The 22,532-nt window shown below is 61.9% G+C and carries 15 protein-coding genes, 1 tRNA gene and 1 pseudogene; 6 read left to right on the top strand and 11 right to left on the bottom strand.

Annotation, left to right across the window (positions count from 1 at the left end; all coding sequences use genetic code 11):
- Window positions 1-44 precede the first annotated feature (44 nt).
- The 7 genes from ABVK50_RS10480 to ABVK50_RS10450 form a co-directional block, all read right to left on the bottom strand.
- Entirely contained in the window at window positions 45-1,166 is a 1,122-nt protein-coding gene (locus ABVK50_RS10480; protein ID WP_353641626.1) for a D-alanyl-D-alanine carboxypeptidase family protein, read from the bottom strand.
- A 159-nt stretch (window positions 1,167-1,325) separates the two neighbouring features.
- Entirely contained in the window at window positions 1,326-2,579 is a 1,254-nt protein-coding gene (locus ABVK50_RS10475; protein ID WP_353641627.1) for a septal ring lytic transglycosylase RlpA family protein, read from the bottom strand.
- A 1,791-nt stretch (window positions 2,580-4,370) separates the two neighbouring features.
- Window positions 4,371-4,646, bottom strand: coding sequence for a hypothetical protein (locus tag ABVK50_RS10470; protein WP_353641629.1), 276 nt, complete (start codon window positions 4,644-4,646; stop codon window positions 4,371-4,373).
- A 162-nt stretch (window positions 4,647-4,808) separates the two neighbouring features.
- Complete coding sequence (locus tag ABVK50_RS10465) at window positions 4,809-4,973, bottom strand: hypothetical protein (protein ID WP_353641630.1); 165 nt, start codon at window positions 4,971-4,973, stop codon at window positions 4,809-4,811.
- Window positions 4,970-5,182 (bottom strand): hypothetical protein, encoded by a 213-nt coding sequence (locus ABVK50_RS10460; RefSeq protein ID WP_353641631.1) that lies wholly within the window; start codon window positions 5,180-5,182, stop codon window positions 4,970-4,972. The genes ABVK50_RS10465 and ABVK50_RS10460 overlap by 4 nt, the downstream gene beginning before the upstream one ends.
- 101 nt (window positions 5,183-5,283) lie before the next feature.
- Window positions 5,284-5,886 carry a hypothetical protein gene (locus tag ABVK50_RS10455; protein WP_353641632.1) on the bottom strand — a complete coding sequence of 201 codons (603 nt, stop codon included), beginning with the start codon at window positions 5,884-5,886 and terminating at the stop codon, window positions 5,284-5,286.
- Window positions 5,874-5,999 carry a hypothetical protein gene (locus ABVK50_RS10450; RefSeq protein WP_353641633.1) on the bottom strand — a complete coding sequence of 42 codons (126 nt, stop codon included), beginning with the start codon at window positions 5,997-5,999 and terminating at the stop codon, window positions 5,874-5,876. The genes ABVK50_RS10455 and ABVK50_RS10450 overlap by 13 nt, the downstream gene beginning before the upstream one ends.
- 674 nt (window positions 6,000-6,673) lie before the next feature.
- Here ABVK50_RS10450 and ABVK50_RS10445 point away from each other — a divergent pair.
- The 5 genes from ABVK50_RS10445 to ABVK50_RS10425 all read left to right on the top strand — a co-directional run bounded on the left by ABVK50_RS10445 (window position 6,674) and on the right by ABVK50_RS10425 (window position 11,172).
- Window positions 6,674-6,937, top strand: a complete 264-nt coding sequence (locus tag ABVK50_RS10445) for a hypothetical protein (RefSeq protein ID WP_353641634.1) — start codon at window positions 6,674-6,676, stop codon at window positions 6,935-6,937.
- The gene (locus ABVK50_RS10440; RefSeq protein ID WP_353641635.1) at window positions 6,931-8,976 is read left to right on the top strand and encodes an acyltransferase family protein; all 2,046 of its coding nucleotides are present in this window, start codon (window positions 6,931-6,933) and stop codon (window positions 8,974-8,976) included. The genes ABVK50_RS10445 and ABVK50_RS10440 overlap by 7 nt, the downstream gene beginning before the upstream one ends.
- A gap of 366 nt (window positions 8,977-9,342) precedes the next feature.
- On the top strand, window positions 9,343-9,585 hold the full coding sequence (locus ABVK50_RS10435; protein ID WP_353641636.1) for a hypothetical protein: 243 nt from the start codon (window positions 9,343-9,345) through the stop codon (window positions 9,583-9,585).
- Between the two features lie 73 nt (window positions 9,586-9,658).
- Window positions 9,659-9,748, top strand: a tRNA-Ser gene (locus tag ABVK50_RS10430).
- A 731-nt stretch (window positions 9,749-10,479) separates the two neighbouring features.
- Window positions 10,480-11,172, top strand: a complete 693-nt coding sequence (locus tag ABVK50_RS10425) for a Crp/Fnr family transcriptional regulator (protein WP_353641637.1) — start codon at window positions 10,480-10,482, stop codon at window positions 11,170-11,172.
- Between the two features lie 2 nt (window positions 11,173-11,174).
- Here ABVK50_RS10425 and ABVK50_RS10420 read toward each other — a convergent pair whose 3' ends face one another.
- The 3 genes from ABVK50_RS10420 to ABVK50_RS10410 form a co-directional block, all read right to left on the bottom strand.
- Window positions 11,175-15,383: a cytochrome P450 gene (locus ABVK50_RS10420; RefSeq protein WP_353641638.1), complete on the bottom strand. Its 4,209-nt coding sequence runs from the start codon at window positions 15,381-15,383 to the stop codon at window positions 11,175-11,177.
- Window positions 15,384-15,465: 82 nt separating this feature from the next.
- Window positions 15,466-17,292 (bottom strand): adenylate/guanylate cyclase domain-containing protein, encoded by a 1,827-nt coding sequence (locus ABVK50_RS10415; protein ID WP_353641639.1) that lies wholly within the window; start codon window positions 17,290-17,292, stop codon window positions 15,466-15,468.
- A 285-nt stretch (window positions 17,293-17,577) separates the two neighbouring features.
- Window positions 17,578-17,781, bottom strand: a complete 204-nt coding sequence (locus tag ABVK50_RS10410) for a hypothetical protein (RefSeq protein ID WP_353641640.1) — start codon at window positions 17,779-17,781, stop codon at window positions 17,578-17,580.
- A gap of 458 nt (window positions 17,782-18,239) precedes the next feature.
- Here ABVK50_RS10410 and ABVK50_RS10405 point away from each other — a divergent pair, with 458 nt between their 5' ends.
- On the top strand, window positions 18,240-19,022 hold the full coding sequence (locus tag ABVK50_RS10405) for an alpha/beta hydrolase (RefSeq protein ID WP_353641641.1): 783 nt from the start codon (window positions 18,240-18,242) through the stop codon (window positions 19,020-19,022).
- 9 nt (window positions 19,023-19,031) lie between these two features.
- Here ABVK50_RS10405 and mfd read toward each other — a convergent pair.
- Window positions 19,032-22,532: pseudogene (gene mfd / locus ABVK50_RS10400) on the bottom strand (transcription-repair coupling factor).

Genomic DNA, 22,532 nt, shown 5'->3' with positions numbered 1-22,532 from the left:
ACCGGTAATAGCCCGCGAGGGGAAAAAGTCCACGCTGAAGGAGGTCAGCGCAGCCAGCCGACCAGCAATTCACCGACAGCGTCGAGAGCACGCTGGTGCAGCGCTCCGGTTTCGACGCTTTCGGCGGCGTAGAGCGGTGTTTCCTGGCTCAGCGTATCGCCGATGGAGACGCGCAGCGAGCCTATGGGGGCGCCCTCCTCGACCGGCGCGATCACCGGCCCCTGGTAGACAATGCGCGCCGTCAGCCGGTCGCGATTGGTAATCGGCACGAAAATGGAGATCGGACCTTTGGCCTTCAGCGCCACGCCGGATTTTGTGCCGCCATAGACCTGCGCCTCGCCGACCGTCTCGCCCTCGGCGAAGAGCTCGCTCTTCTCGAAGGCTCGCATCCCCCAGTCGACGATCTTGCGCGCTTCCTCCGCGCGCTCGCGCTCGGAGGCCATGCCGCTCAAGGCGACGAAGAGACGTCTGTCGTTGCGCGCCACAGAGCCGACGATCGCATAGCCGGATTCCTCGGTGTAGCCGGTCTTCATGCCGTCCGCGCCGATGTTCATCGTCAGCAACGGGTTGCGGTTGCGCTGGGTAATCTTGTTCCAGGTGAAATCCGGCTGGGAATAATATCTGTAGAAGTCCGGATATTCGTTGAAGATGTGCAGGGCGAGCTTGACCAGTTCGCGTGCCGTCACCACCTGGCCCTCGGCAGGCAGGCCGGTGGAGTTCTTGAACACCGATTCGGTGAGGCCTAGTTCGCGGGCACGTTCGGTCATCAGTGCGGCGAAATTCTCCTCGCTGCCGGCCATGCCTTCGGCGATGATGATGCAGCCGTCATTGGCCGACTGCACGACGACGCCCTGGATCAGATCTTCCAGCCTGATCTCCGAATTCAGTTCGGCGAACATGGTCGAGCCGCCCGAACCCGCCCCGCCGGTGCGCCAGGCGTTCTCGCTGACCACGAATTTATCGTCGAGCGTATAGCGCCCGGCCCTGATGGCGTTGAACACCACCTCCATGGTCATCAGCTTGGCAAGCGAGGCCGGCGGGATTGGCTGGTCCGGATTTTTTGAGAACAGGATCGTGCCGGTTTCGGCATCGATCATGAAGGCCTGAGCCGCCTTGGTCTCGAATAGCTGCGCCTGCGCCGGGGCAACGGCGCCGAGCATCGCCATGAAACCCAGAATCCAAGCCAACGCCGCCCGGCGAAATTCCATCAACATCGCAGCCCTGCCCTTGTGCATGCCATGCACGACGGCAAGGCTAACAGGGATTTAGACGCTGAATCAACATAGGCAAGGTCGCGCTATACGCGCGGCCGGAGATGGCAGCCTTCAGTCGCGGATAGTCATGGCGTCGGGAGCGCCGTTCGCCCACGCCGCTTCCAGCATGGCGTCGAGCCCGTTGCGGCCATCGGAATAGAGGTTGACCGAATGGAGCTGAGCGCCGTCGATCTCGGAGGTCTCCAGCGTGGCGCGGCCGAAGCCGGACAGCACGCGCGCGACCTTCTGGGCCTCGGCCAGCGTGGCGAAGGAACCGGCGGCGACATAGGGCTGCAACGCGGCGTCCGCTCCTGCCGGGTTGAGCCGCTTCCAGGATTGCGCGACATCGTCGGGCGACATGGCGCCGCGTTCGAGGGCCGCGAAGGCCTTCGCCGCGCTCTGCAGCCGCTGGTTGGGTGCGTAGGACATGGTCGCCAGCGCGACCTGAGTTTCGAAGATCATGTCGATGCCGGGACGCTCGGGCGCGATCGGGCCGAAGGCCGGCAGCGCGAGATCGCCGAACGCGCCGGCGTTGGCCGCCATCACCGGCTGGACCTGCGGCTGCGCGGCAGGCGCGCTGTCGGACATCACACCCGGAAAGGCTGCCGATCGAGCGGCATCGGCGCTCGGCGTCGGACCGTTCATGGCGATCATGACACCGCTGGCGAGGCCGTCGGACGGATCGGGAGCGCGGTTGCCGGGCCGGTAGGAAGCCATCAGGTACTGGTCGTCGCGGCCGTGCAGCGGCGCGCGGCCGACATATTCCACCTGCACCTTGGCGGTGCCGATATGGGTGTAGTCGAGCAGTTCGGCGGCGCGCTTCGATAGGTCGATCAGCCGGCCATGCGAATAGGGGCCGCGATCGTTGACGCGCACGATAATGGAACTGCCGTTCTTCAGATTGGTGACGCGGGCGTAGCTCGGCAGCGGCATGGTCGGGTGCGCTGCGGTCAGATGCGTCATGTCGTAGACTTCGCCATTGGCGGTGAGCCGGCCGTGAAAAGCGTCGCCATACCAGGAAGCCGCGCCGACCTTTTTGTAGTTCTTGTCTTCCTTCGGGTAATACATCTTGCCGCGCACCTTGTAGGGCCGGCCGAGCTGGTCGCGGCCGCCGCCGCGCTGCAGGTTCGATTTCTTGGTGGTGACGCGCGGGCTCGCCTTCACGCCATACTCGGACTCGGCGAAATATTCCTTGGAGCGCTTGTTCTTGGTGTTGACCATGCCCTTGGATTGCGGGGCGCCGCAGGCGGCAAGAAATACCGCTGCAATGGCCAACGCGGCGACAGCGGAAGCGCGACCAGGACGCGTCAGCGCCAGATTGAGCATATGCGATTTATCCCCGACTTTTCAGATCTGCCCGCCGCGCGCCGAGCGGATCGGCGGCGATTGGCGCATGCGAACTCTTCCGGCACCCCTGCCCGGCCTCTCACTGTATGCCGGAATAGTTTGACACGCTATTAACCGATTATGTCGGGAAACGGGCGGGAATGTGGCATGGCAGCGTGCGGGAGCCCTATGCACTGTTCCGCCGACGGGCGATTGAAAATCCTGCCCGACCGACAAACACTCACCTTACCGGTTACCGGCGCCCGCGAAACCCGCGCCTTGAAAAAGCAGGCGTCTTCGCGCATAGAGCGGCTAGCTGGAGGGATGGCCGAGCGGTTTAGGGCACCGGTCTTGAAATTCGCTTGCGACCATCCTGCGCTGTCCCGCTTCGTTCCGCCATGTGCCGGTTTTTCAAGGCTTTAGGCGAGCTTCTGAAACGTTCTGTCCTGCCCTGTCCCGCCTTCTGCTACGCAGTTGAGTTGCAAAAAGCGTAGCAATCTGTCCGGTGTTGTTTCGGCTCCGGGAAGGGACCGGATTGGCCGTTCGCTGGATATATGACACTGAGAGGAAGCCCGCTTATTGTCAGGAGGGCCAGCATGTCTACGCACCACAAACCGGGACTTGCGAGTTCTTCGAGTCGACGGCTGGTGGTACCGGATGCAAGGCAGCGGGGCCGCTGCCTATTACGTCAGCAATGGTTTGGTTTATACCCCGGACGGCAAGGAAGCCTTCCACTATGGCGACCGCGACGACTAGTGGCCTAGTCCACCACCTCTCACAATCTGCGGTCAAACTAACGGAATAACAACGGCGGCTAAGACGTTTATCGAGAGCAATGTGAAAGGTCATAACGATGCGCCTGCTCATCCTGCTTTCGGTATTCCTTTTGACTGCCTGTATGACAGCATCACGCGGCGACTCTCCACCCGCACCTCAAGCCGCTTCCTCATCGAACGGGAACAGTAGCGGCATGAGTGGCGGCACGGACGGCGGCGGTTACTAAGGCGACGCGGAGGGAAGAAACTGCCCCGACAGCACCGGCGGTGTGCGCATCACCGCCTGATCTGCTGTGGCGCTCCCGTTGATTTCCAATTGAGACGGGCAATGAAAAAGCCCGCCACTGTGAGTGGCGGGCGCTAGTTCGGGAGGAGAATGCCCGGCATCCACCCCCTATGGATGACTGGTGCGCGGTCAGTGTCTTTGCCCCTTTGCCCGTTCACTACGATATCCCTCGGTTAGCTGGATAATAAGCGCGCGGCGGTTGAAGGACCGCATATTCGAGTGGTGTGACTTTGCTGCCACAGACATGAAGACGCCCACCACCACCCTTCCAGTGCATTCGGTGGTGCTCGTTGGGCAAGCGATTTCCGACAATTACAACCTGCTTAACGTCGCCGCAGGTGTTTCAATGTGATACATTTCGTTACCCGTTATCTACCCCATAGCCCCCACCCCCGGAGGCGATAGCGGCTTGGCCGCTTAGCGCCCCCGCTAGGCGGCCTTTCTTCCCCCGCGCCGCTGACTGCACGCCAATAAGACAAGCCCGCCAGGCGAACCGTGGCGGGTTTTGGTTTGTCTACTTTCAGACAGACGCTGCCACTATGTCTTTTGTTAATGACAGCTCTTGCGACAGCCGGGCATATTCACAATTGCTAATACGCCGAACTTAGAGGCCCGGCCGCACTAATGCCCCTTATCTGGCCGGGCCATTTTTCTATCGAAGCCCGTAAAAGGCCCGCCAGAGGGCGAACCGTGGCGGGGTTGGCATCATCAGGCAGTTGCTCGAGGCGTTCACCTCCCGTCGCGCTTCATCTTGGCCGGATGAGCGGCCAGAAAGGCTTCGTCTTTCGCGATGGCTTCGGCCAGCTCTTCGGCAGTGATGAGCAGGTAGTTCGGGTTAAGCTTGCGCTTCCACATCACGGCAGCGGCATCAGGGGCAGGAGTTCGCACCAGATTGGCGACGGCTTCCCAGTAGAGAGGAAGGGCCGATGCGAGGCCGAGCAGCAGGCGGCGGCGGTTTATTTCGGGCATGCCTTCGGCGGCTGCCCGAACAGCATTGTTCGGCATGGATTTTCTCCGATATGGTTTCAGCTACCCTTGTTTTGGGTAATTTAACCATATGCTTGTTTGCCACTTGCCCGTTAAGCATGTTTTGTGTAAAAAACACAACAACCGATTTTTGAGGGCCATATGCCGGTGACTGGGAACCAAATAAAAGCCGCCCGAGCCTTAGCCGGCATGAACCAAGAAGACCTGGCGGCTGCCGCCTCTATCGGAATCAATACGATCCGAAATTTCGAAAGGTTCGGCGCCGAAGTCGTTCGCGGCCGACTTGAGACCATGGACGCGATCCGGTCGGCCCTTCGTGCGGCCGGCGTTGAACTTCTTGATCACGGCCAAGTCTCGAGCGGCGGGCTCGGCGTCCGGTTCCGGGAGTAACTATGACCGCCCCCACGGGCTTGTTGCGTGCGCTTTTCGGCCGCCGCATCGGCCCGTTCGGCGGGAACAGTCACCATCTGCGTCCAGGCCGTCATGGCGCCGAAGGTCACCGCGGCTGCAAGGGCAGCACCAGCTGCTGCCGAGATCCAGTTGAGGCCGAACATCTAAAACACCGCCCATGCGACCAGTGCGCCGCTGAGGACGCCGAAGGCGTATACGCCGGCCAGGAACAGAAGCACGAGCGGTTGCATCACCTGATTGCCCATCATGCGCCTCCGAACTCGGCCTTCAGCTCGCGATACACGCGGGCGATGCGGCGGCGGGGATAAATGCCGTAGCCAGCGAGGCCGACAACCACCGCCAGCATGAAAATCTGCACCCGCCAGTCGAGATCGATGAAGTTGAGCCGCTCGAAGATCGACGCGATCGCGGTGAAGATGACCGTGATGTATGTCCAGATCGTCTTGGACCCGGTGAGCGGCTTGTCGAGCTCTTCCGGATCCTTGACCACCGGCTTCTCGACGATGACGGGCTCTTCGCGCACGGCAATCGAGTTGTCGGCCGCCTTCACCCGGTCAAGGACTGCCTCCACCGTCTCTGGAGCCGTCAGGCTCTTGTTCAGCCCGTCGCCAGCATAATAGCTCTGGCCGCGTTTCACGCTGCGGTGCGCGCCCTTGGTATTGGCGAGCACCGGAAACGACGCCCACTCCTGCGCCAGGCGCTTGCCAAACTCGGTTCGGCTGATCGTGCCCGCCATGAAGCCCTCATAGCCACGACGCTTCAGCAGGTGATAGCCGAGCCGGTCCTGCAGATCGGCGTCGAGCTTCTTCGAGCCGCGCAGGCCCAGCTCCTCGATCAGCCCCCGCAACGTCGACGGTTGTCGAAAATGACCTCATAGCATTCCGGCGCCCGCTTCTTCGTCTCTGTCCGATAGATGAAGTCGAGCAGCAGCGCCGCTCCGGCAGGCACGGTCTTGTCCATGTCAGGGTTTCCTCTGGTTAGCGGTTAAGCCACTTGCGCAGTTCGTCGGCGCAGTGATGGGTGTCGCGGAGCGAACGGCCGTTCAGTCGGCACAGAAAGCAATCGGAGCCGGAAGCAGATGCAACGCGAGCGCAAAGGGGTCTGGCCACGCTCGCCGCCAATTGCGCGGTTGACGAAGCGCGATCAGCCGCCGCTGCAAAGCGAGCACGGTCATTGCTGTTCCATTCAGCGTTGAATTTAAGGAGCGGGCGTGCGAGAGGTGCCCCCGGCGCATGGGGGGCGCTTCTTCAGGAGCATGCCAGTGGTCACCTACATAGATGTTGGCTTTTGGCTGGGCGCGCTGGTGATGATTGCCGTCATAGTCGCAGTTGACCGCCTGATCGGCCGCCTACTCAGCCGACCCGGGCAGAGGCGGTGAGGTGGGCACGCCAGCAGCGTGGTCAGCGTTGAATTTTCAGAAAGCTTGTGCGAGAGGAGCGCCGGGCGCGGCGGAAGCCGGTTCAGGGAACCACGTCACAGGAAGAACTGTTCGCTCGACGGTCTTGTAAACCCCGAGCCGCCCAACCTTTTCCGGTAAGATACCTACGGTGTTCGCCGGATGCTTTCGATGTGGATTGCGCGTCTGCGCTCGGTCTGGTTGTGTGCGCCCTCCTAATGCCGGGGGCTTCTCACTAATGACACACTTTACATGCGTTCACGTCAAGCACGTCGAGGATTCGCCGGAGGAATGGTCTCCGGGAGGTCTGGTTAAGGTGATCGGTCCCGACCGGTTTGCTCGCTACTGGGAGGTCGTGTCGGCGGACGAAAAGCGGTTTTGCGCCGTCCTGTTAGGCGAGAACGCGCAGATCATCGTCAGTGGAGTGTGGCCGCTGCTTTGGGCGCATTCGATTGCGCCAGATGAGCGTGGTGAAAGCCAGTTGGGGCGCGAACTTTGCTGACTGCCAGACGGGACGATTACCGCGCGGACATTGACGGTCTTCGCGCCATTTCAGTGCTTGCCGTCGTTCTTTACCACTACGGATTCAGCGCTTTGCCGGGCGGCTTTCTGGGCGTGGATGTCTTCTTCGTCATTTCTGGTTACCTGATCACTTCGCTTCTTTACAGAGACATCAAGAGCGGTAGCTTTTCGCTTCTTAGCTTCTACGACAGGCGCGTGCGTCGGATATTGCCAGCGTTCCTCGTTGTGCTGATCGCTTCGATCGTTGCCGGCTATTTCATTCTCATACCCGGCGACTATGAAGCGCTTGGCGAACAAGCCGCCTACTCGGCGCTCGGCATTGCGAACTTCTATTTCCTGAATAATACCGGCTACTTCGATCAGGCGGCCGACATGCTGCCTCTGCTCCACATGTGGTCTCTTGCGGTCGAGGAGCAGTTTTATCTCGTCTGGCCGCTATTGCTGGCAAAGGCCGCCTACTTATCGCGAAAGTCGACAAAGGCGATTGGCGCTCTGCTGGTCGCCATGATCAGCGTCAGTCTCGCCTACGCGGAATACGCGGTCAGAACGGAGCCGGACGTGGCTTTCTACATGCTGCCTTCCCGTTCTTGGGAGCTGGCGATCGGCGCGCTCATGGTGTTCCTTCCTCCGCTGAAAAATCGGATCCTTGCCGAAGGAGCTGCAACGGCCGGTTTAGGGGCAATCCTGCTGGGCATGCTCACCATTTCGGCGGCCGACCCGTTTCCCGGCTTTGCGGCATTGTATCCATGCGCAGGTGCCGCTCTGGTCATCTGGCCGAAATCCGGCCACACCGCAGTCGCAAGGATGCTCTCGTTAAAGCCTGCGGTCTTTATCGGCCTTTTATCCTACTCTCTCTACCTATGGCATTGGCCGGTGCTTGTATTCTTCCGGCACTACAAGAATGGGGACGTGCCGAGCCATACCGAAGCCGCCGCGCTGATCGCAGTCTCTCTCCTGCTTTCCTGGCTATCTTGGCGGTTTGTGGAGAAGCCAATGGGGAGGCGGCGCGACCCTCGTCTGGTGGTGAGCGCCGGCGCCCTCTCCGTCATAGCCGCCTCCTGCCTTGGGGCGACTATCGTGATAGCGGAGGGTTTCGTCAGCCGCCTGCCGGCCAACGCCCATGCCCTGAGCAGCTTTCAGGAAATGTGGAAGTGGACGTGCCCCCAGAACATTCACATTGAAGGACTAGAGGGCAACCTGTACTGCGTCGTAGGGGCGACGTGGGAAACAGCAGAGCGCAAGGCTCTTGTTTGGGGCGATAGCAACGCCGTCCATTTGGCTCCGCTTCTCGATGTCGTGGGGAAAGAGAACGGTATCGCAATGGCGATTTGGCATGCTTGCCCGCCCTTCATCGACAACCAACTGGTCAGGCGCGTCTATTCCAAACACCCCGATTACTCGGAAAAATGCAGCCGCTCGCGAAGAGAGGCGCTCGATTGGATCCGCCGTGAACAGCCTGACATTGTCGCAATGTCAGCTTCCTGGGCCGGGGTTTCGGGCACACTCTACAGCAGTGATCCGACGGTGCGCTCCTCCCCTCTCGGGCTGCAGCTAATGAAATCTGGATTGAAGAAGACCATCGGGGAAATAGACGCATCCCGGCACGAACTGATCCTCCTGGCAGACATTCCCTATTTCAAGCGTGATCCCAATCCATGCGCCGTGACCAAGGTTTCCGGCCTGCTAAGGGAGGGTTGCCGCGACAAAGACCTCTTCATGACTGCGGCCGATATGTATAGTCGCCACGCAGCAACAAACAGGGTCTTGCGGATGGCAGCGGAAGAAACCGGCGCACGGTTCCTGCCGATCAATGTCAATATGTGTCGCGGAGGTCGCTGCGTCAGCGAGGTCGATGGCGAGTTCCTCTATCGCGACAGGAACCACATTCTGTTGAACCTGTCCGATCACACGCGCCGAAAACTTATCCAGATCATGGGCTTGGATGAAGTGGGGCGACAGCCGCCTATTTCTTCCGAGAGGAGAACACACGCGGCTCGATTTGCTCCGAGCGCTCCTTGATCACATCGAGGAGCTTTTTGTCTTCCTGGGCTAGTTCCGCGATCTGATCTTCCAATCGCCTCGCACTTGGCGATGAAGGCCTCGGCTTCCTCCTCTCGAACTGCCGGGAGATGACGGTTTCGGCGCCAGTTGTCCGTGGTGGAGAGTGCCGAGCAGACGAAGGACGGTGTTCGCTACAAAGAGCCGAAGTCAGGCCGCGCCCGCACCGTATCGTTGTCCTCGACGGTCTTAGCCGAACTGAAGGCGCATCGCGCGCGGCAAGCTGAAGAGCAGCTTCGCCTCGGCATTCGCCCCGACGACGATAGCTTTGTGGTCGCACAATATGACGGGCAGCCGATACAACCGCGTTCGCTCACATACGAATAGGTGCGCATCCTCGGCAAGACCGCCTGCCCCGTATCCGCTTCCACGATCTGCGGCACCCACGCCTCGCAAATGCTTGCGGCCGGCGTCCACCCGAAGGTTGCCAGCGAGAGGCTTGGACATTCGACGATCGGCATCACCTTGGATTTATACAGCCACGTCATGCCTGGAATGCAGGCGGACGCCGCCGAGCAAGTTGACGCCGCGTTGCAGGCAGCTATAAGCGCGAGTCGAAAAGCCAAATAGTTGCAAAGCGCGTAGCAAATGGCCATCTTTCGGAATGGCAGATGCGACAAAAGCGCAACCAAAGCAACCACTTGGAGGGATGGCCGAGCGGTTTAAGGCACCGGTCTTGAAAACCGGCGTGGGTGCAAGCCCACCGTGGGTTCGAATCCCACTCCCTCCGCCAGCATACCGGTCACCACGATCACCGATCGGCAGGGATGAGGTTATTGAGGGCAGCATCGCTATTTCTGTTCGTTCTACTTGTACTCGCGGGGTGCCAGAGTCGGCCCAGCTGTGTTGTGACGCCGAATGACACCGTCGAATGCAACTAGCGCTCGCTTCCCACCCGGTTGGCGCGCCAGGCTTCGGTGGCTGGGGATGATCCGGACGCCATATCCTAAGCCTGCGTGATCGGCGCAGTCTGCCCTGTGATTGGCTTGGCAGCCTTTATTGCAGCCCCTGCGGGCGTTGCGCAGCGCCCGCCACACGCTGGCTTTCGGCGAGCGCCTTCTCGACATCGATCCCGCGCGTGCCGATGCGGGCCAAGCAAAAATGGACCCGGCCGAACGGGGCGTTGTCGGCCGGGCTTAGGTGGACCTTCGGGAGGAAAGTCGAGCAAACGTAGGAGTTTCTTCTATGTGCCGTCTGTGGAATATCCCACATACCGGCTGGCGGAAGGGATCAGACGCTATGACAGCATCAACACCTTCGAGGTCTGCCCTAAGACACCGTCCACTCGCCGAGCCTGCCCACCGATCCGCCGATCAAGGGCGATTGCCGGCGACGAGGCGCCGCCGGATCCTGCAGGCTCACCACATGTGCCGCGAAATGACATCGCTTCCCGACGAAATGACGGCCTTTGATCGGGACGCCCTTTGCCGTAGAAGGTAGATCCTAGGGCAACAGGGAACCATCATGGCCGCCTCTCCGGCAGCAAAAATCGATGACCTTCGCGAGTTGCCGCGGCTCGCGAGGATTAGTCCACAATTGTTCGAACTCCTGTTCGGCGGATGCAAAGCCGAGCGCTATGCAGCCGGCCAGCATCTTTTTGTCCAGGAAGATGTCGCCGATCGCATATATGGGGTCATCGCCGGAACCGTGGAGATCTCGATCTATTCGCCTGGCGGGCAAAAGCTCGTCGCAAACATCGAGCTCGCACAAAGTCTGGTTGGTGAAATCGCCGTGCTTGACGGCGGTCCCCGCACGGCGACGGCGAGATGCCTCACCGACTGCGAACTCGTCTCACTGAGCCGGGCGCAGCTGTTCGACCGGATAGAGAAACACCCGCCGCTCGCACGCGCTATGATCGAACTGCTGTGCGCGCGCTTGCGCTGGATAAGCGGCGAGCTCGGCGATCAGGCATTCCTCGGAATCGAAGCGCGGCTCGCCAAACGGCTGATCTTCTTGTCGGGAACCATGGCCGACCCGTCAGGCTGGATACCGATCTCGCAATCCGAGCTCGCCGAATTCCTGGGGGCAACGCGCGAGTCCGTGAACAAGACGCTCAATGACTGGCGCAGCCGCTCGATCATCACCATCCGGCGGGGCGGATTGCACATCGAAAATCCGGGCGCGCTTCGCCACGTGGCCGATGCCGAAGACGACTGAATTTACAGCCGCGTCACGAGATAACGCAGCGCCCCGCGGCTTGGCAGAAAGAAATAACCGCCGCCACGCGTGGTGACGAAACTCGGAATCCCCTTGAGCACAACGGCGCCTTCCCAGCGCGGGATGGAGAACCGGCCCTCGCCGACTTGCGCTCCGATCGTCGGGTCCTTCTCCGCAAGCAAGCCGTGAAACGAGGCTGACGACACCCAGGTCTGTTGCATGAACTCGTACTGGCGCTCGATGTCGGCATTCAGGCACATGAAGAGCAGGCCTTTTTCGGTCCCGTCGCTGCTTTCCTTTTCATAGGTGCGGCCGATGCGGAGGATCCGGTGGCGCTTGCCGATCCTGATTTGCGTTTCATGGTCCTCCCCCAGCGAATCGCGCGGGTTCGAACGGCGGACGTGAGCACCGAGCGGGCATCGCAGTCCCTGCGGGTCCTCAGCGCCGAAGGTGAAATCATTGTCGGGTTTCCGCCCCGGGCGTCCGTCCGGATTGCGGACGAGCGAGGTGCCGTCGGGCCAACGGCCGACCATCTTGGCGGCAATCCAGCGTGGCGTAATTTCCGGATCGTTCTCTTTCTCCGCCGCCGCGCGGCAATACTCCTTGAAGCTGTCCACGTGCTGCTCAAACTGCCGCACGACGAGAAACGACCCGTTCCTGCCGAAATCACGCAGCCCGGCGCCATCGGACGTGATGTTGTCCGCGCGGAGCGCCGGCAGGACGCCGCATCTATCGTGCGAAGGACGCACCGTCGGCGTGGGCGGGTAGAAGCCATGTTCGTCGCGGTAGCCGAACAGGAATTCCCCGGCCGAGATGATATGCTGCGCAGCGACCGACGAGCTGGAGCGGGGCGTCCCGCGTACGATCGGTTGCGACACTCCATCGACGAAGCCGAACTGCTCCACGGCCTTCTTGCCGTTGCGGCGGATCGCAAGAGGCAGTTGCGCCACGAGGACCATTCCGGCCGCTTTCACCTGCCGCGTGAACCCGGCGACATCCGCCTTCAGCGCTTCGGGACTTGCCGCGTAGCAGACGACTACGGCGTCCACCGGTTTGGCCGGGGAACCCCACTGCCAGTTCTCCGGCGTGCTTTCCCCGACATCGTCGAGAATGCGGCTCCGCGCCGCGCTGCCCATGCCCTGACGAAACGCCAATGGAAATTTGGTCAGCGGATCATGATCGGGATCGCTTTCCAACCCAAGGCGGCGAAGGCCGTCCGGTCCGAAAGCAACCATCATTGCCCGCTCCGCCGGGACGCCTTCGCCGAAACTGGTCCTGGCGGTCACGAATTCGAGCCATGCCTTCCGCTTGGCGCGTCCCAGATTTTCCGGAATCCGGATAGCCAGCATGCGCGCATGCCCCAGCGAGCCGAGGGCGCTGAAGAAAACAGATTGGATCTCGCCGCTCTCGAGCGTTTCCACCGGCGGCGGAACAGGCTCGAAGAGACCGACCAGCTTGCCGCTCTCCTTTACCGGTTCGGGACGCGGCATCGAGCCGAAAAGGCGGAGCCAGTCATTGGCCTCGCTGTCCGTCGCACAGGCTATGCCCTGTCTGATCTTCGAGTTGATGCGTATCCGCGAGGTGTTGAGGTCTGGGTAAGCCGAATACCAGAACAGGGTCGGTATCTGCTGCCGCCGCGCCCATCGCTTGAACCGGTCGCCGTCGCGGGCGCCATCCAGGAACAGCCAGCGCGTTTTCGGAAAGCCCTCGGTGTTGCTCCAAACTCCGGTCAGGCCGGAAGCCGCCTTGGCGACGAAATCCTCGAGATAGCTCTCCCAGCTGCCGCCGTAGTTGCTGAAGAACATCAACTTGTTCGTGCCAGGCACAAGCACCCAGCGTGCGAAAAGGATGGTGTTGATGTCCGCGAGAAACCCCGGCCGAAAGACCTTCCGGGCGGAAATCGAAATCAGGTAGAAGGTAAGGCGCAGTGCGAGCCTTCGCAACGTGCCGTGCTTCATCGTCGAAATCGCCGTCAGATGGTTTTGGGCGGTCCGATCCTCGCGCTCGAGAATGGCCTCCAGCGAGGCAAGATCGATCATCTCGTCGCTCGGCACATCGCGCTTCTCAAGCCGGCGCAGCGAAAGGAAGCAGAGGCCGATGAAAATCGTGATCAGCGACGTCACGCCGATTACCGTCAGGACGAGGGAGGTGCCGGCCACCAGCAGGTTGCGGAAGAAGCCGGGCGCATAGCCGAAGACGAAAGTGTAGGTTATCCAGCTGCAGACCGCCAGGACGGCTAAAACCGTTGCGAGTACGGCTGGCGCCTTCAACGTGGTGATCGCCGCTCGCCAGAGGCTTCCCTTCGGCCTTTCGAGCTGATTTTCCGCCGGCTCGAACGCCCAGGAGAGATCATCGCTCTTCTTGATGTGCTGCCTGACTTCATGCAGCGTCGTGGCGGCTCCTGCCTTGCTCCGCGGCTGTTCGACAACGGCCCGCGCCATCTCCGCCAGATCGGCCTCGGCGTGGATGCGCCCGACCGAGAATCCGGGCGTGCCCGAGAAGACAAGGCCGGCACTGCTGCCGAAGTACGGAGAAATCTCCACCGCATGCTTGCGCATGAAGTCAGTCAGCTTCTGATCTCCAGGGAAATTGCAGGCCGCTTCAAAAATCTCCCGAACCAAAGGCCCGGCATGGCTGGCGAAGGCGTCGATGACCTCGTCATTGCTGCCATCTCCCGACAGTTCGAGCACCAGATGGGCGCCATCGCGATCCGGCTTGCCATTGCTGTTTTCTGTGGCGGCAACGGCAAGGCTTGCGAAATGGATGACGCCGCTCGCGTCGAGCGCCGCGCGGATTTCCGGACCGGCGGGATTGCCGAGAGCCGCGATCCTCTTGCGTATGCCGGCGAGCGACAATGCCGGCTTTACCGGGCAGACGACCGTGACCATGGAATGCTTGACCGCACGGCAAAGAGGAGACGGTTCGAAGTCGACCTTCAGGCTGTCCGGATAGGCGGCAATCCGTGTCAGCCTGCCGGCCTTGCCCTTGGCGCGGCGCAGGTTTTTCTTCGCGAACAGGGCGCGCAGGCTCTCGCCGAGCTGGATTCTGGCGATTGCCGAGCCGATGCACAGATGAATGCCGTGGCCGAATACGAGGTAGTCCCGATAAGGGCGGGTCGGATCGAAGGTATCCGGCTGCCGCACGGCGTCGGGATCGAACATCGCCGATAGCGTCGCCGGCATAACCACCGTTCCCGCCTTGACCACGCGCTCACGAGGGGTTCCTTTAGCGATGACGGTATCGCGGGGGGCATAGCGGAACGGGCCGATCCAGATCGGCTTGAAACGCATCGCCTCGAGAATTGTCCGGTCGAGCAGTTCGTCGTCACCGGCGGCAAGCGCCTGCTCCACCGCCGCCCGGGCGTCGGCGCGGGAGAGGATGACGTCCAGGCAATTGCCGCCGGCTAGCAGGTTCGTGGGACCGAACCCGGCGATCATCCCTAGCATTATCGAATGGATGTCTCCGAGAGCAAGCTTCCCGCGATCGAGCATTGCGACCAGCCTGCCCAACGGCGTGTTGCTCCCTGTCCTGCCGTCCCTGACGCCTTCGATCGATCGGTCGATCGACTTGATCATCCGGTCCGCGGCGACGACCGCGGTTTCGCGGGTCGTGGAACTACCGCCAGGATCGGAGAAAAACAGTGCGCTGAGCGCGAGCGACCAGTCGGCGAACTCGTTCTCGTCGTCTATCAACATGCCGAAATATTCCCGGCAGATATGCACGGGGACGATCTTCAGAAGGTCGCGCACAGCGTCGAAACCCGGAGCGGCGCGGGTCATGATCTCGCGCGAATGGCGGGCGGCTATCGGCCTGACGGCAGCTTCCACCTCGTCCGGCGGAAACGCGCTCAGCACCGACGACTTCATCCGCCGATAGTCGGGACCATCCTGCATGCCGAGAATGAAATTCGAGCCGCGGGCGATCTCGCTCATCTCGGGGCCATACGGCGTTTCGAATTCGTTCTGACGCTCGAGAATGTCGCGGACGTCGTCGTTCCTCGTCACCAGAACGAAATTGCCGATACGGACGATCGGCCAGAACCGCCGGAGCAGCGAAAACGCCCAGCGGGGGTCCTCAAGAAGCCAGCCTGTGATCCTGCTCGCCAGTCCTTTGGAGCGAAGCCGCCCGAAGTCGAATTTCGGCAATTCCGAAAGCGGCTTCTGAGCCTTCTGCGCTTCGCGGACCCCTTCGAAATACTTGATTCCAGCCATCCGCCACCCCCGAGCGCCTTAGTCACTCAATGCCAGTCAGAGTTGACATAGAAACGCTAGCCCCCCGCGTATGTGAACAGTTTCACAAATGGCCGGCATCCTCGATTTGCAGGCGGTTTCCCTCGTGCGGCGCAGCCATTCTCGCCATCTCGAAATTCTCGATCAGAAACTCATTCGCTGCCTTGTCGACGAACGGAATCCAGCCCACCCGCTGACTGGAGAAGTCCGGATGCCTGGTCTGGAATACCGCCAATTCCCGCACGGCCGCCTCGCGCTGGCCGCTTCGCATCAGGGCGCCGATCTTGGCGAACCTCGCATAGAAATAGCCGGGCGAAAGGCTGAGGGAGCGGTCGGCCGTTTCGATTGCCGAAGTCCAGTCATGGATGAAGCAATAGGCGACGGCCAGTTCTCCCAGATTGTGGAAAGCGTAAAGGTCGAACGGACTCAACCGCTCCACGTCCTGAAAGAGCGGGATCGCTTTCCTGGCTTCCCCCAGAAGAAGATGGGCGCTGCCCTTGGCCGACCGCGCAAAGGCGAAACTGGGATTGATGTGAAGCGCATCCTCCAGATGGTCGAGCGCCGATTTCGGCTGCCCACGCATGATGTCGGTGACACCGAGATATGCATGTGGGCGCGCATCCTGGCTGTCCACAAGCAGCGCCTTGCGCGCATAGCTGGTAACCTTCTCGAGTTCATCGCTGTCGCCGAAGCGAAGCCAGGCGCGCCAGAAGTGCCACCAGGCCAGTTCGTTGAGAACCGCGCTGGAATTGGGATCCTCGAGATAGGCCTTTTCGAAGAATTCGCGGGCGAGTTCCGTGTCCTTGCGCGTGCGACGGCTCATGTGCCAGCGGCCTCGCCGGACCAATTGCCAGGTTTCCAGGCTTTCCCAGGGCACCTGGAAAGTGCGCGTCTGCTCGACCCGGTCGACCTCCTTTTCGAGCATGGAGACGATCTCGCTGCCGATCTCGTCCTGCAGCTTGAAAATGTCGACCAGTTCGCGTTCGAAACGCCGCGACCACACCAGCCTGCCGTTCGACGCATCCACCAGGCTTGCATTCAGCCGGATATTCCCGCCGCTGCGGCCCAATCCGCCGCCAACCACGTAGCGGGCGCCGAGCACATTGCCGATCGCCGGGGCGCCAAGCGCGTCATCACGGAACTGGAAACTGGAGCTCTTGGCGATCACCGAGATCCATCTTGTGTTGGACAGGCCGTAAATGATGTCTTCGGCGATGCCGTCGGCAATGTAATCGATGTCGCGCTCGTTGCTGTCGTTGCGGAACGGCAGCACCGCGATTGCAGGAGGGCCGCTTGAAAGATGTCCTTGCGGGGAAGCTGCCAGATGGCTGAGCATTCGCGGCCTGGCCGGCGCTCCTCCATTTCCACCACGGGCTGCGATCAGCACGCGAACCGGCAGGGCGATGTTCTTGAGCAGGAATTCGCCGAGATCGGTAAACTCGGCCGTGGACTTGTCCTTCACATGTTGCCAGGCGGTTTCCGAGATTGCGATGCCGTTGTGAGGTGCGAATTCCTGGATCCTGGCCGCGATGTTGACGTCGTCGCCATAGAGGCAGTCGTCCCGGACGATAACGTCGCCGGTGTTGATGCCGGCCCTGAACGGCATCCGCATATTGTCGTCCGCCGAGGCGTTGAGGGTGGCGATCCTGTCCTGAAAATGGAACGCGGCGCGCAGCGCTTCGATTGGGTTGCCGAATTCCGCCATGATGCTGTCGCCGGCCGCGCCGAACGTCCTGCCGCCAAACACGCCGCAGCTTTCGATTATGATGTTGCGTCGTTCCTCGAACGCGGCCACGGCGGACACATCGTCGAGGCCCATCAGCCGCGAAAAGCCAACCGCGTCTATTGAAATGATGGTAGCTAGCTGACGGGTGTAGTGCCAATCAGCCATCGGTTCACCCCTTCCGGGCATCTTTAAGACCGGGTGTCGTCCCCGGCTTCAAGCTAAATTCCCATCAAAAAGGAGGGCCGGTGCTTGGAGCCCCGCTCCTCCTTACTCCTCGTTCAAGACATTAGATGTAGCTGAAGCATAAGAAAAGCTCCATCTGTGGAGATGTCCCGTATCTGCTGAGGCGGATTCAGAGAAAACTGCGCGGCAAATCCGCAATTGGGACTGCCGCCTCCGGCTCCGCCGTCATAGGCAGTTCAGCCTGTGGTCGAGAGCTCCGGCAATCCGTCAACGACGGGAGGGGCGCGGCTTGGACTTGTCGGACATTCGCTTTCCAGGCTTGGGATGCGCGTGCAAATCAGCCTCGTCCAGGCGCTCGTAACGGACACCGGGGAAAATGATGACCACCGCGGTCGACGGCAAGTCTCGATCGCCGGCCGCTGCATGCCGCTGCCCGAAACGCTGCGGTTCGAAAAACAGAACTTCGCCCATCGTCTGCTCGTGCTCCGGAAGGAGCAGCACCTAACTGCACGGGATATTTCGCAGATGACGTTGACCCGCACGCCTGAAAGGACTGCTCACGGTCCCGGATTTCTCATTCCGGCGCCAGATTGTCTGTGACAATCTTCACATTGCGGCCAATGCCACAGATCGCCATCGCATGCTGTGGCTAAGCTTGATGGTCTTCCTGACCAACTTCATGAACGCATCTATGGACACAGCGTTCGAACGCAGGTGCGCGTTGTCCGCGGAAGCGTCGCACCCGAGGCCGGCTTCCTAAAACAGTCCCGCACTTTTCGATTTCCCGGCAAACTATTGCAAGGAGCACGGCGCAGCACCATTTCGACCCAGGCAGCCCTGCATCAAAACCGTGCGATTGGCGAAACAAACTCGTAAATTGGGAGTTGAACCCGGCCATTTCGACCCAAAGACATTCGACCGGAAACGGAATGACGATAACCGAACAGACGCTGAAACCGCCTTCCAGGCTGCTCTTCGCGCTCGAACTTCGCACCCTGCCCGAGTTTGGCGGGTTCATCGCCGCGCTGCCGCTCCTGACGGCGCTTGCGCCGCGCGGCGACGGCCACCCGGTGATGGTGCTGCCCGGTCTCATCACCGGCGACAGCGTGACCTTGCCGCTGCGGATGTTCCTGAGATCGAAGGGCTACGCCACCTTCGGCTGGGAGCAGGGCCGCAATTTCGGCCCGCGGCCGGGCGTCGAGGAAAAGATGCTCGACCGGGTCAAGCAACTCGCCGACACGCACGGCCGCAGGGTCAGCCTCGTCGGCTGGAGCCTCGGCGGCATCTACGCGCGGCAATTGGCGAAAGTGGCGCCGGACGAGGTGCGCAGCGTGATCACGCTGGGCAGCCCGTTCAGCGGCGATCCGCGCCACACCAACGCCTGGAGGCTCTACGAACGCAAATCGGGCCATAAGGTTGACGACCGCGAAAGCCATCTCGGCGGCCCGCTCGGCCTGCCGCCGCCGGTGCCTACCACAGCGATCTTCAGCCGCAGCGACGGGATCTGCGCCTGGCAGAATTGCGTGGAGAGGGAGAGCGCGATTGCCGAGAACATTGAGGTCCACGCCAGCCATTGCGGGCTTGGTCATCATCCGGCCGCGGTGTTCGCGGTTTCCGACCGCCTGGCGCAACCGGAGGGGCAATGGAAGCCGTTCGACCGCAGCGGCGCTCGGGCGCTGTTGTTCCCCGATCCGAAGCGGGGGCCTGGATAGACTCGCTCGCTAAGCCGCGGCTTTCGTCGCCAGCCGCGCCAGTTGCGTCATCACCACAGCCGCACCGGCCAGCCTTTTGTCGGCGTTCGGCCAGTCGCGGATGAACACAACGCTCTGGTCCGGCCTGATCTTCGCCATCGAGCCCTGCTCGCCGATATAGCGCACAAGGGCCGTCGGGTCTGGGAATTCGCGCTTGCGGAAATGGATGACGACGCCCTTTGGCCCGGCGTCGAGTTTTTCCACATTGGCCTTGCGGCACAACGCCTTGATGAAGACGATCTTCAGCAGGTGCTGCACCTCTTCCGGCAGCGGCCCGAAGCGGTCGATCAGTTCGGCGGCGAAGCCATCGATCTCCTCGGTCGACTCCAGATCGCCAAGCCGGCGGTAGAGCGCCAGCCTCAGCTGCAGGTCGGGCACATAGCTTTCCGGGATCATAACCGCCGTGCCGACCGCGATCTGCGGCGACCAGCCTCCGTCGACGACCTCGCCGGTGCCGCGGATTTCGGCCACCGCCTCCTCCAGCATCTGCTGGTAAAGCTCGAAGCCGACCTCCTTGATATGGCCGGACTGCTCCTCGCCGAGCAGATTGCCGGCGCCGCGTATGTCGAGGTCGTGGCTTGCCAGCTGAAAACCCGCGCCCAACGTGTCGAGCGATTGAAGCACCCTCAGGCGGCGGTCGGCGGTGTCGGTCAATTTCTTGTTGGCCGGCAGCGTAAACAGCGCATAGGCGCGGAGTTTGGAGCGGCCGACGCGGCCACGAAGCTGATAAAGCTGCGCCAGGCCGAACATGTCGGCGCGATGCACAATCAGAGTGTTGGCGGTCGGGATGTCGAGGCCGGATTCGACGATGGTCGTCGACAGGAGCACGTCGTATTGGCCATCATAGAAGGCGTTCATGATGTCGTCGAGTTCGCCGGGCGGCATCTGGCCATGGGCGACGGCGACCTTGAGTTCGGGCACCTGCTCCTGAAGGAACTGATGAATCTCCGACAGATCGGCAATGCGCGGAACGACATAAAAGCTGTGGCCGCCGCGATAGCGCTCGCGCAGCAGAGTCTCGCGGATCACCAGCGGGTCGAAGGGCGAGATGAAGGTACGCACCGCCATGCGGTCGACCGGCGGCGTGGCGATCAGAGACAGTTCGCGCACGCCGGTGAGCGCCAGTTGCAGCGTCCGCGGGATCGGCGTCGCCGACAGCGTCAGCACATGCACGTCGGTCTTCAGGTCCTTCAGTCGCTCCTTGTGCTTGACGCCGAAATGCTGCTCCTCGTCGATGATCAGAAGGCCGAGATTCTTGAACGAGATCGAGCTGCCGAGCAGCGCATGGGTGCCGATGACGATGTCGACCGTGCCTTCGGCGACACCTTTCTTGGTCTCGGCCAGCTCCTTCGAGCCGACCAGCCGCGAGGCCTGGCGGACCACCAGAGGCAGCCCAGCGAAGCGCTGGGTGAATGTCTTGAAGTGCTGGCGCGAAAGCAGCGTGGTTGGCACCACAATCGCGACCTGAAAACCTTCCATGGCGGCGATGAAGGCCGCGCGCAGCGCCACCTCGGTCTTGCCGAAGCCGACATCGCCGCAGATCAGGCGGTCCATCGGCTTGCCGGCGGAAAGGTCGTCCATGACCGAATCGATGGCGCGCTGCTGGTCGTCGGTTTCCTCGTACGGGAAACGCGCGGAAAATTCGCCGTAGAGGCCCTCGGGCGGGTTGAGCGCGGGCGCGGCCCGCATCTGGCGCTCGGCGGCAAGCCGGATCAGTTGCCCCGCCATTTCGAGCAGCCGGCGCTTCAGTTTCGCCTTGCGAGACTGCCACGCGCCGCCGCCGAGCTTGTCGAGTGTAGCTTCGGCGGCATCCGAACCATAGCGGGACAAAAGCTCGATATTCTCGACCGGCAGGAACAGCCGGTCGTCGCCGGCATAGTGGATTTCGATACAGTCATGCGGTGCGCCCAGCGCCTCGATGGTGCGCAGGCCGATGAAGCGGCCGATGCCGTGGTCGGCATGAACGACGATGTCGCCCGCCGACAGCGCTGAGGCCTCGGCGATGAAATCGGAGGCGCGCTTGCGCTTTTTCGAGCGGCGCACCAAGCGGTCGCCCAGAATATCCTGCTCGGCGACAACGACGAGCTTTTCCGTTTCGAAGCCCGTTTCCAGCGGCAGCACTGCCAAGCCCGCCTGTCCCGCTTCGAGCTTTTCCACCTCGGAGAGCGTGGCGACAGCCTTCATGTTGCCGAGGTGGTGCTCGGCAAGAATCTGGCCCAGCCTGTCGAGCGAACCTTCCGTCCAGCCGGCAACGATCACGCGGCGGCGCGCAGCCCGCAAATCGCCGATATATTTCACCACCTCCTCGAACACATTTGCCGACGGATCGGCGCGTTCGAGCCCGAAGCCGCGGCCATCCTTCGCACCGGCGTGATAGATCTTCGCGGACCCTGCATCGGGGGCGGCAAAGGGCGTGAACTCGACCGACGCACGGCCGGGCAGAGCCGCGCTCACATCATCGGGCGATAGATACATCGTCGACGGCGGCACCGGCTTGTAGGGTACGGCTTCCTTCAGCATGCCACCGGCCTGGCTCTTGCGCGCCTCGTAATAGTCCTCGATCAGCGTATGGCGCTCCGTGAGCGCTTCGCGCGCCAGATGGTCGAACACAACCGGCGCATCCGGCAGATAGTCGAACACCGTATCCAGCCTCTCGTAAAACAGCGGCAGCCAGTGCTCCATGCCGGCGAAGCGGCGACCTTCGCTGACGGCGGCGTAGAGCCCGTCATCGGGAGACGGCGCGCCGAACGCGTCAATGTAAGAGCGGCGGAAGCGGCTGATCGTGTCGGGCGTAAGCGCCACCTCGCTCATCGCCTGCAGCGTCATGGATTTGCGCTGGCCGGTGGTGCGCTGGGTGGCGACGTCGAAGGAGCGGATCGATTCCAGCGTGTCGCCGAAGAAATCGAGCCGCAGCGCTTCCGGCGAACCTGGCGCGTAAAGGTCGAGAATGCCACCGCGCACGGCAAATTCGCCGACTTCGCGCACGGTCGGAACGCGGTCGAAACCTGAATTCTCCAGTCGCGCGATCATCTCCTTCATGTCGATCTGATTGCCCGGCCGGGCATGGAAGGTCTGCGCCTCGATTATTTCGGCAGGCGGGATGCGCTGCAGCAGCGCGTTCGCCGTGGTGAGCACCACGGCTCGGTGCGGGTTCTTTGCCAGCGAGATCATTGCGGCGAGCGCATCGAGACGCCGCGCGGCCGCGTCCGAACCGGGCGAAACCCGGTCGTAAGGCAGGCAGTCCCATGCCGGGAATTCGAGCACCGGCAGGTCCGGCGCAGCAAAGGCCAGTGCATCGACGATGGCCGGCAGGCGCTGGCCGTCGCGCGCGACGAAAAGGATCGGCCGGTCGCCGGCTATTTAGCCGGCGGCGGCCGCCAGCGCGAAGGCTTCATAGCCGTCGGCGACGCCGTCGACCACAAACAGACCGGGACGGCCTTTCGGCAGGCCGATGGGATCGATAAGGCTCAT

The sequence above is a fragment of the Mesorhizobium sp. WSM2240 genome, from assembly GCF_040438645.1.
In the GTDB taxonomy this organism is placed as follows: Bacteria; Pseudomonadota; Alphaproteobacteria; order Rhizobiales; family Rhizobiaceae; genus Allomesorhizobium.
The sequence above is the reverse complement of the archived record's forward strand: the minus strand, read 5'-3'. Positions and strand labels throughout refer to the sequence as shown.

Coding starts and splice junctions, on each gene's coding strand:
- ABVK50_RS10460 (WP_353641631.1), bottom strand. CDS start 5,182: ATGTTCGGCCTCAACTGGATCTCGGCAGCAGCTGGTGCTGCCCTTGCA.
- ABVK50_RS10415 (WP_353641639.1), bottom strand. CDS start 17,292: ATGGCTGATTGGCACTACACCCGTCAGCTAGCTACCATCATTTCAATA.
- ABVK50_RS10405 (WP_353641641.1), top strand. CDS start 18,240: ATGACGATAACCGAACAGACGCTGAAACCGCCTTCCAGGCTGCTCTTC.
- ABVK50_RS10410 (WP_353641640.1), bottom strand. CDS start 17,781: ATGGGCGAAGTTCTGTTTTTCGAACCGCAGCGTTTCGGGCAGCGGCAT.
- ABVK50_RS10475 (WP_353641627.1), bottom strand. CDS start 2,579: ATGCTCAATCTGGCGCTGACGCGTCCTGGTCGCGCTTCCGCTGTCGCC.
- ABVK50_RS10470 (WP_353641629.1), bottom strand. CDS start 4,646: ATGCCGAACAATGCTGTTCGGGCAGCCGCCGAAGGCATGCCCGAAATA.
- ABVK50_RS10425 (WP_353641637.1), top strand. CDS start 10,480: ATGGCCGCCTCTCCGGCAGCAAAAATCGATGACCTTCGCGAGTTGCCG.
- ABVK50_RS10445 (WP_353641634.1), top strand. CDS start 6,674: ATGACACACTTTACATGCGTTCACGTCAAGCACGTCGAGGATTCGCCG.
- ABVK50_RS10450 (WP_353641633.1), bottom strand. CDS start 5,999: ATGGACAAGACCGTGCCTGCCGGAGCGGCGCTGCTGCTCGACTTCATC.
- ABVK50_RS10480 (WP_353641626.1), bottom strand. CDS start 1,166: ATGGCGATGCTCGGCGCCGTTGCCCCGGCGCAGGCGCAGCTATTCGAG.
- ABVK50_RS10420 (WP_353641638.1), bottom strand. CDS start 15,383: ATGGCTGGAATCAAGTATTTCGAAGGGGTCCGCGAAGCGCAGAAGGCT.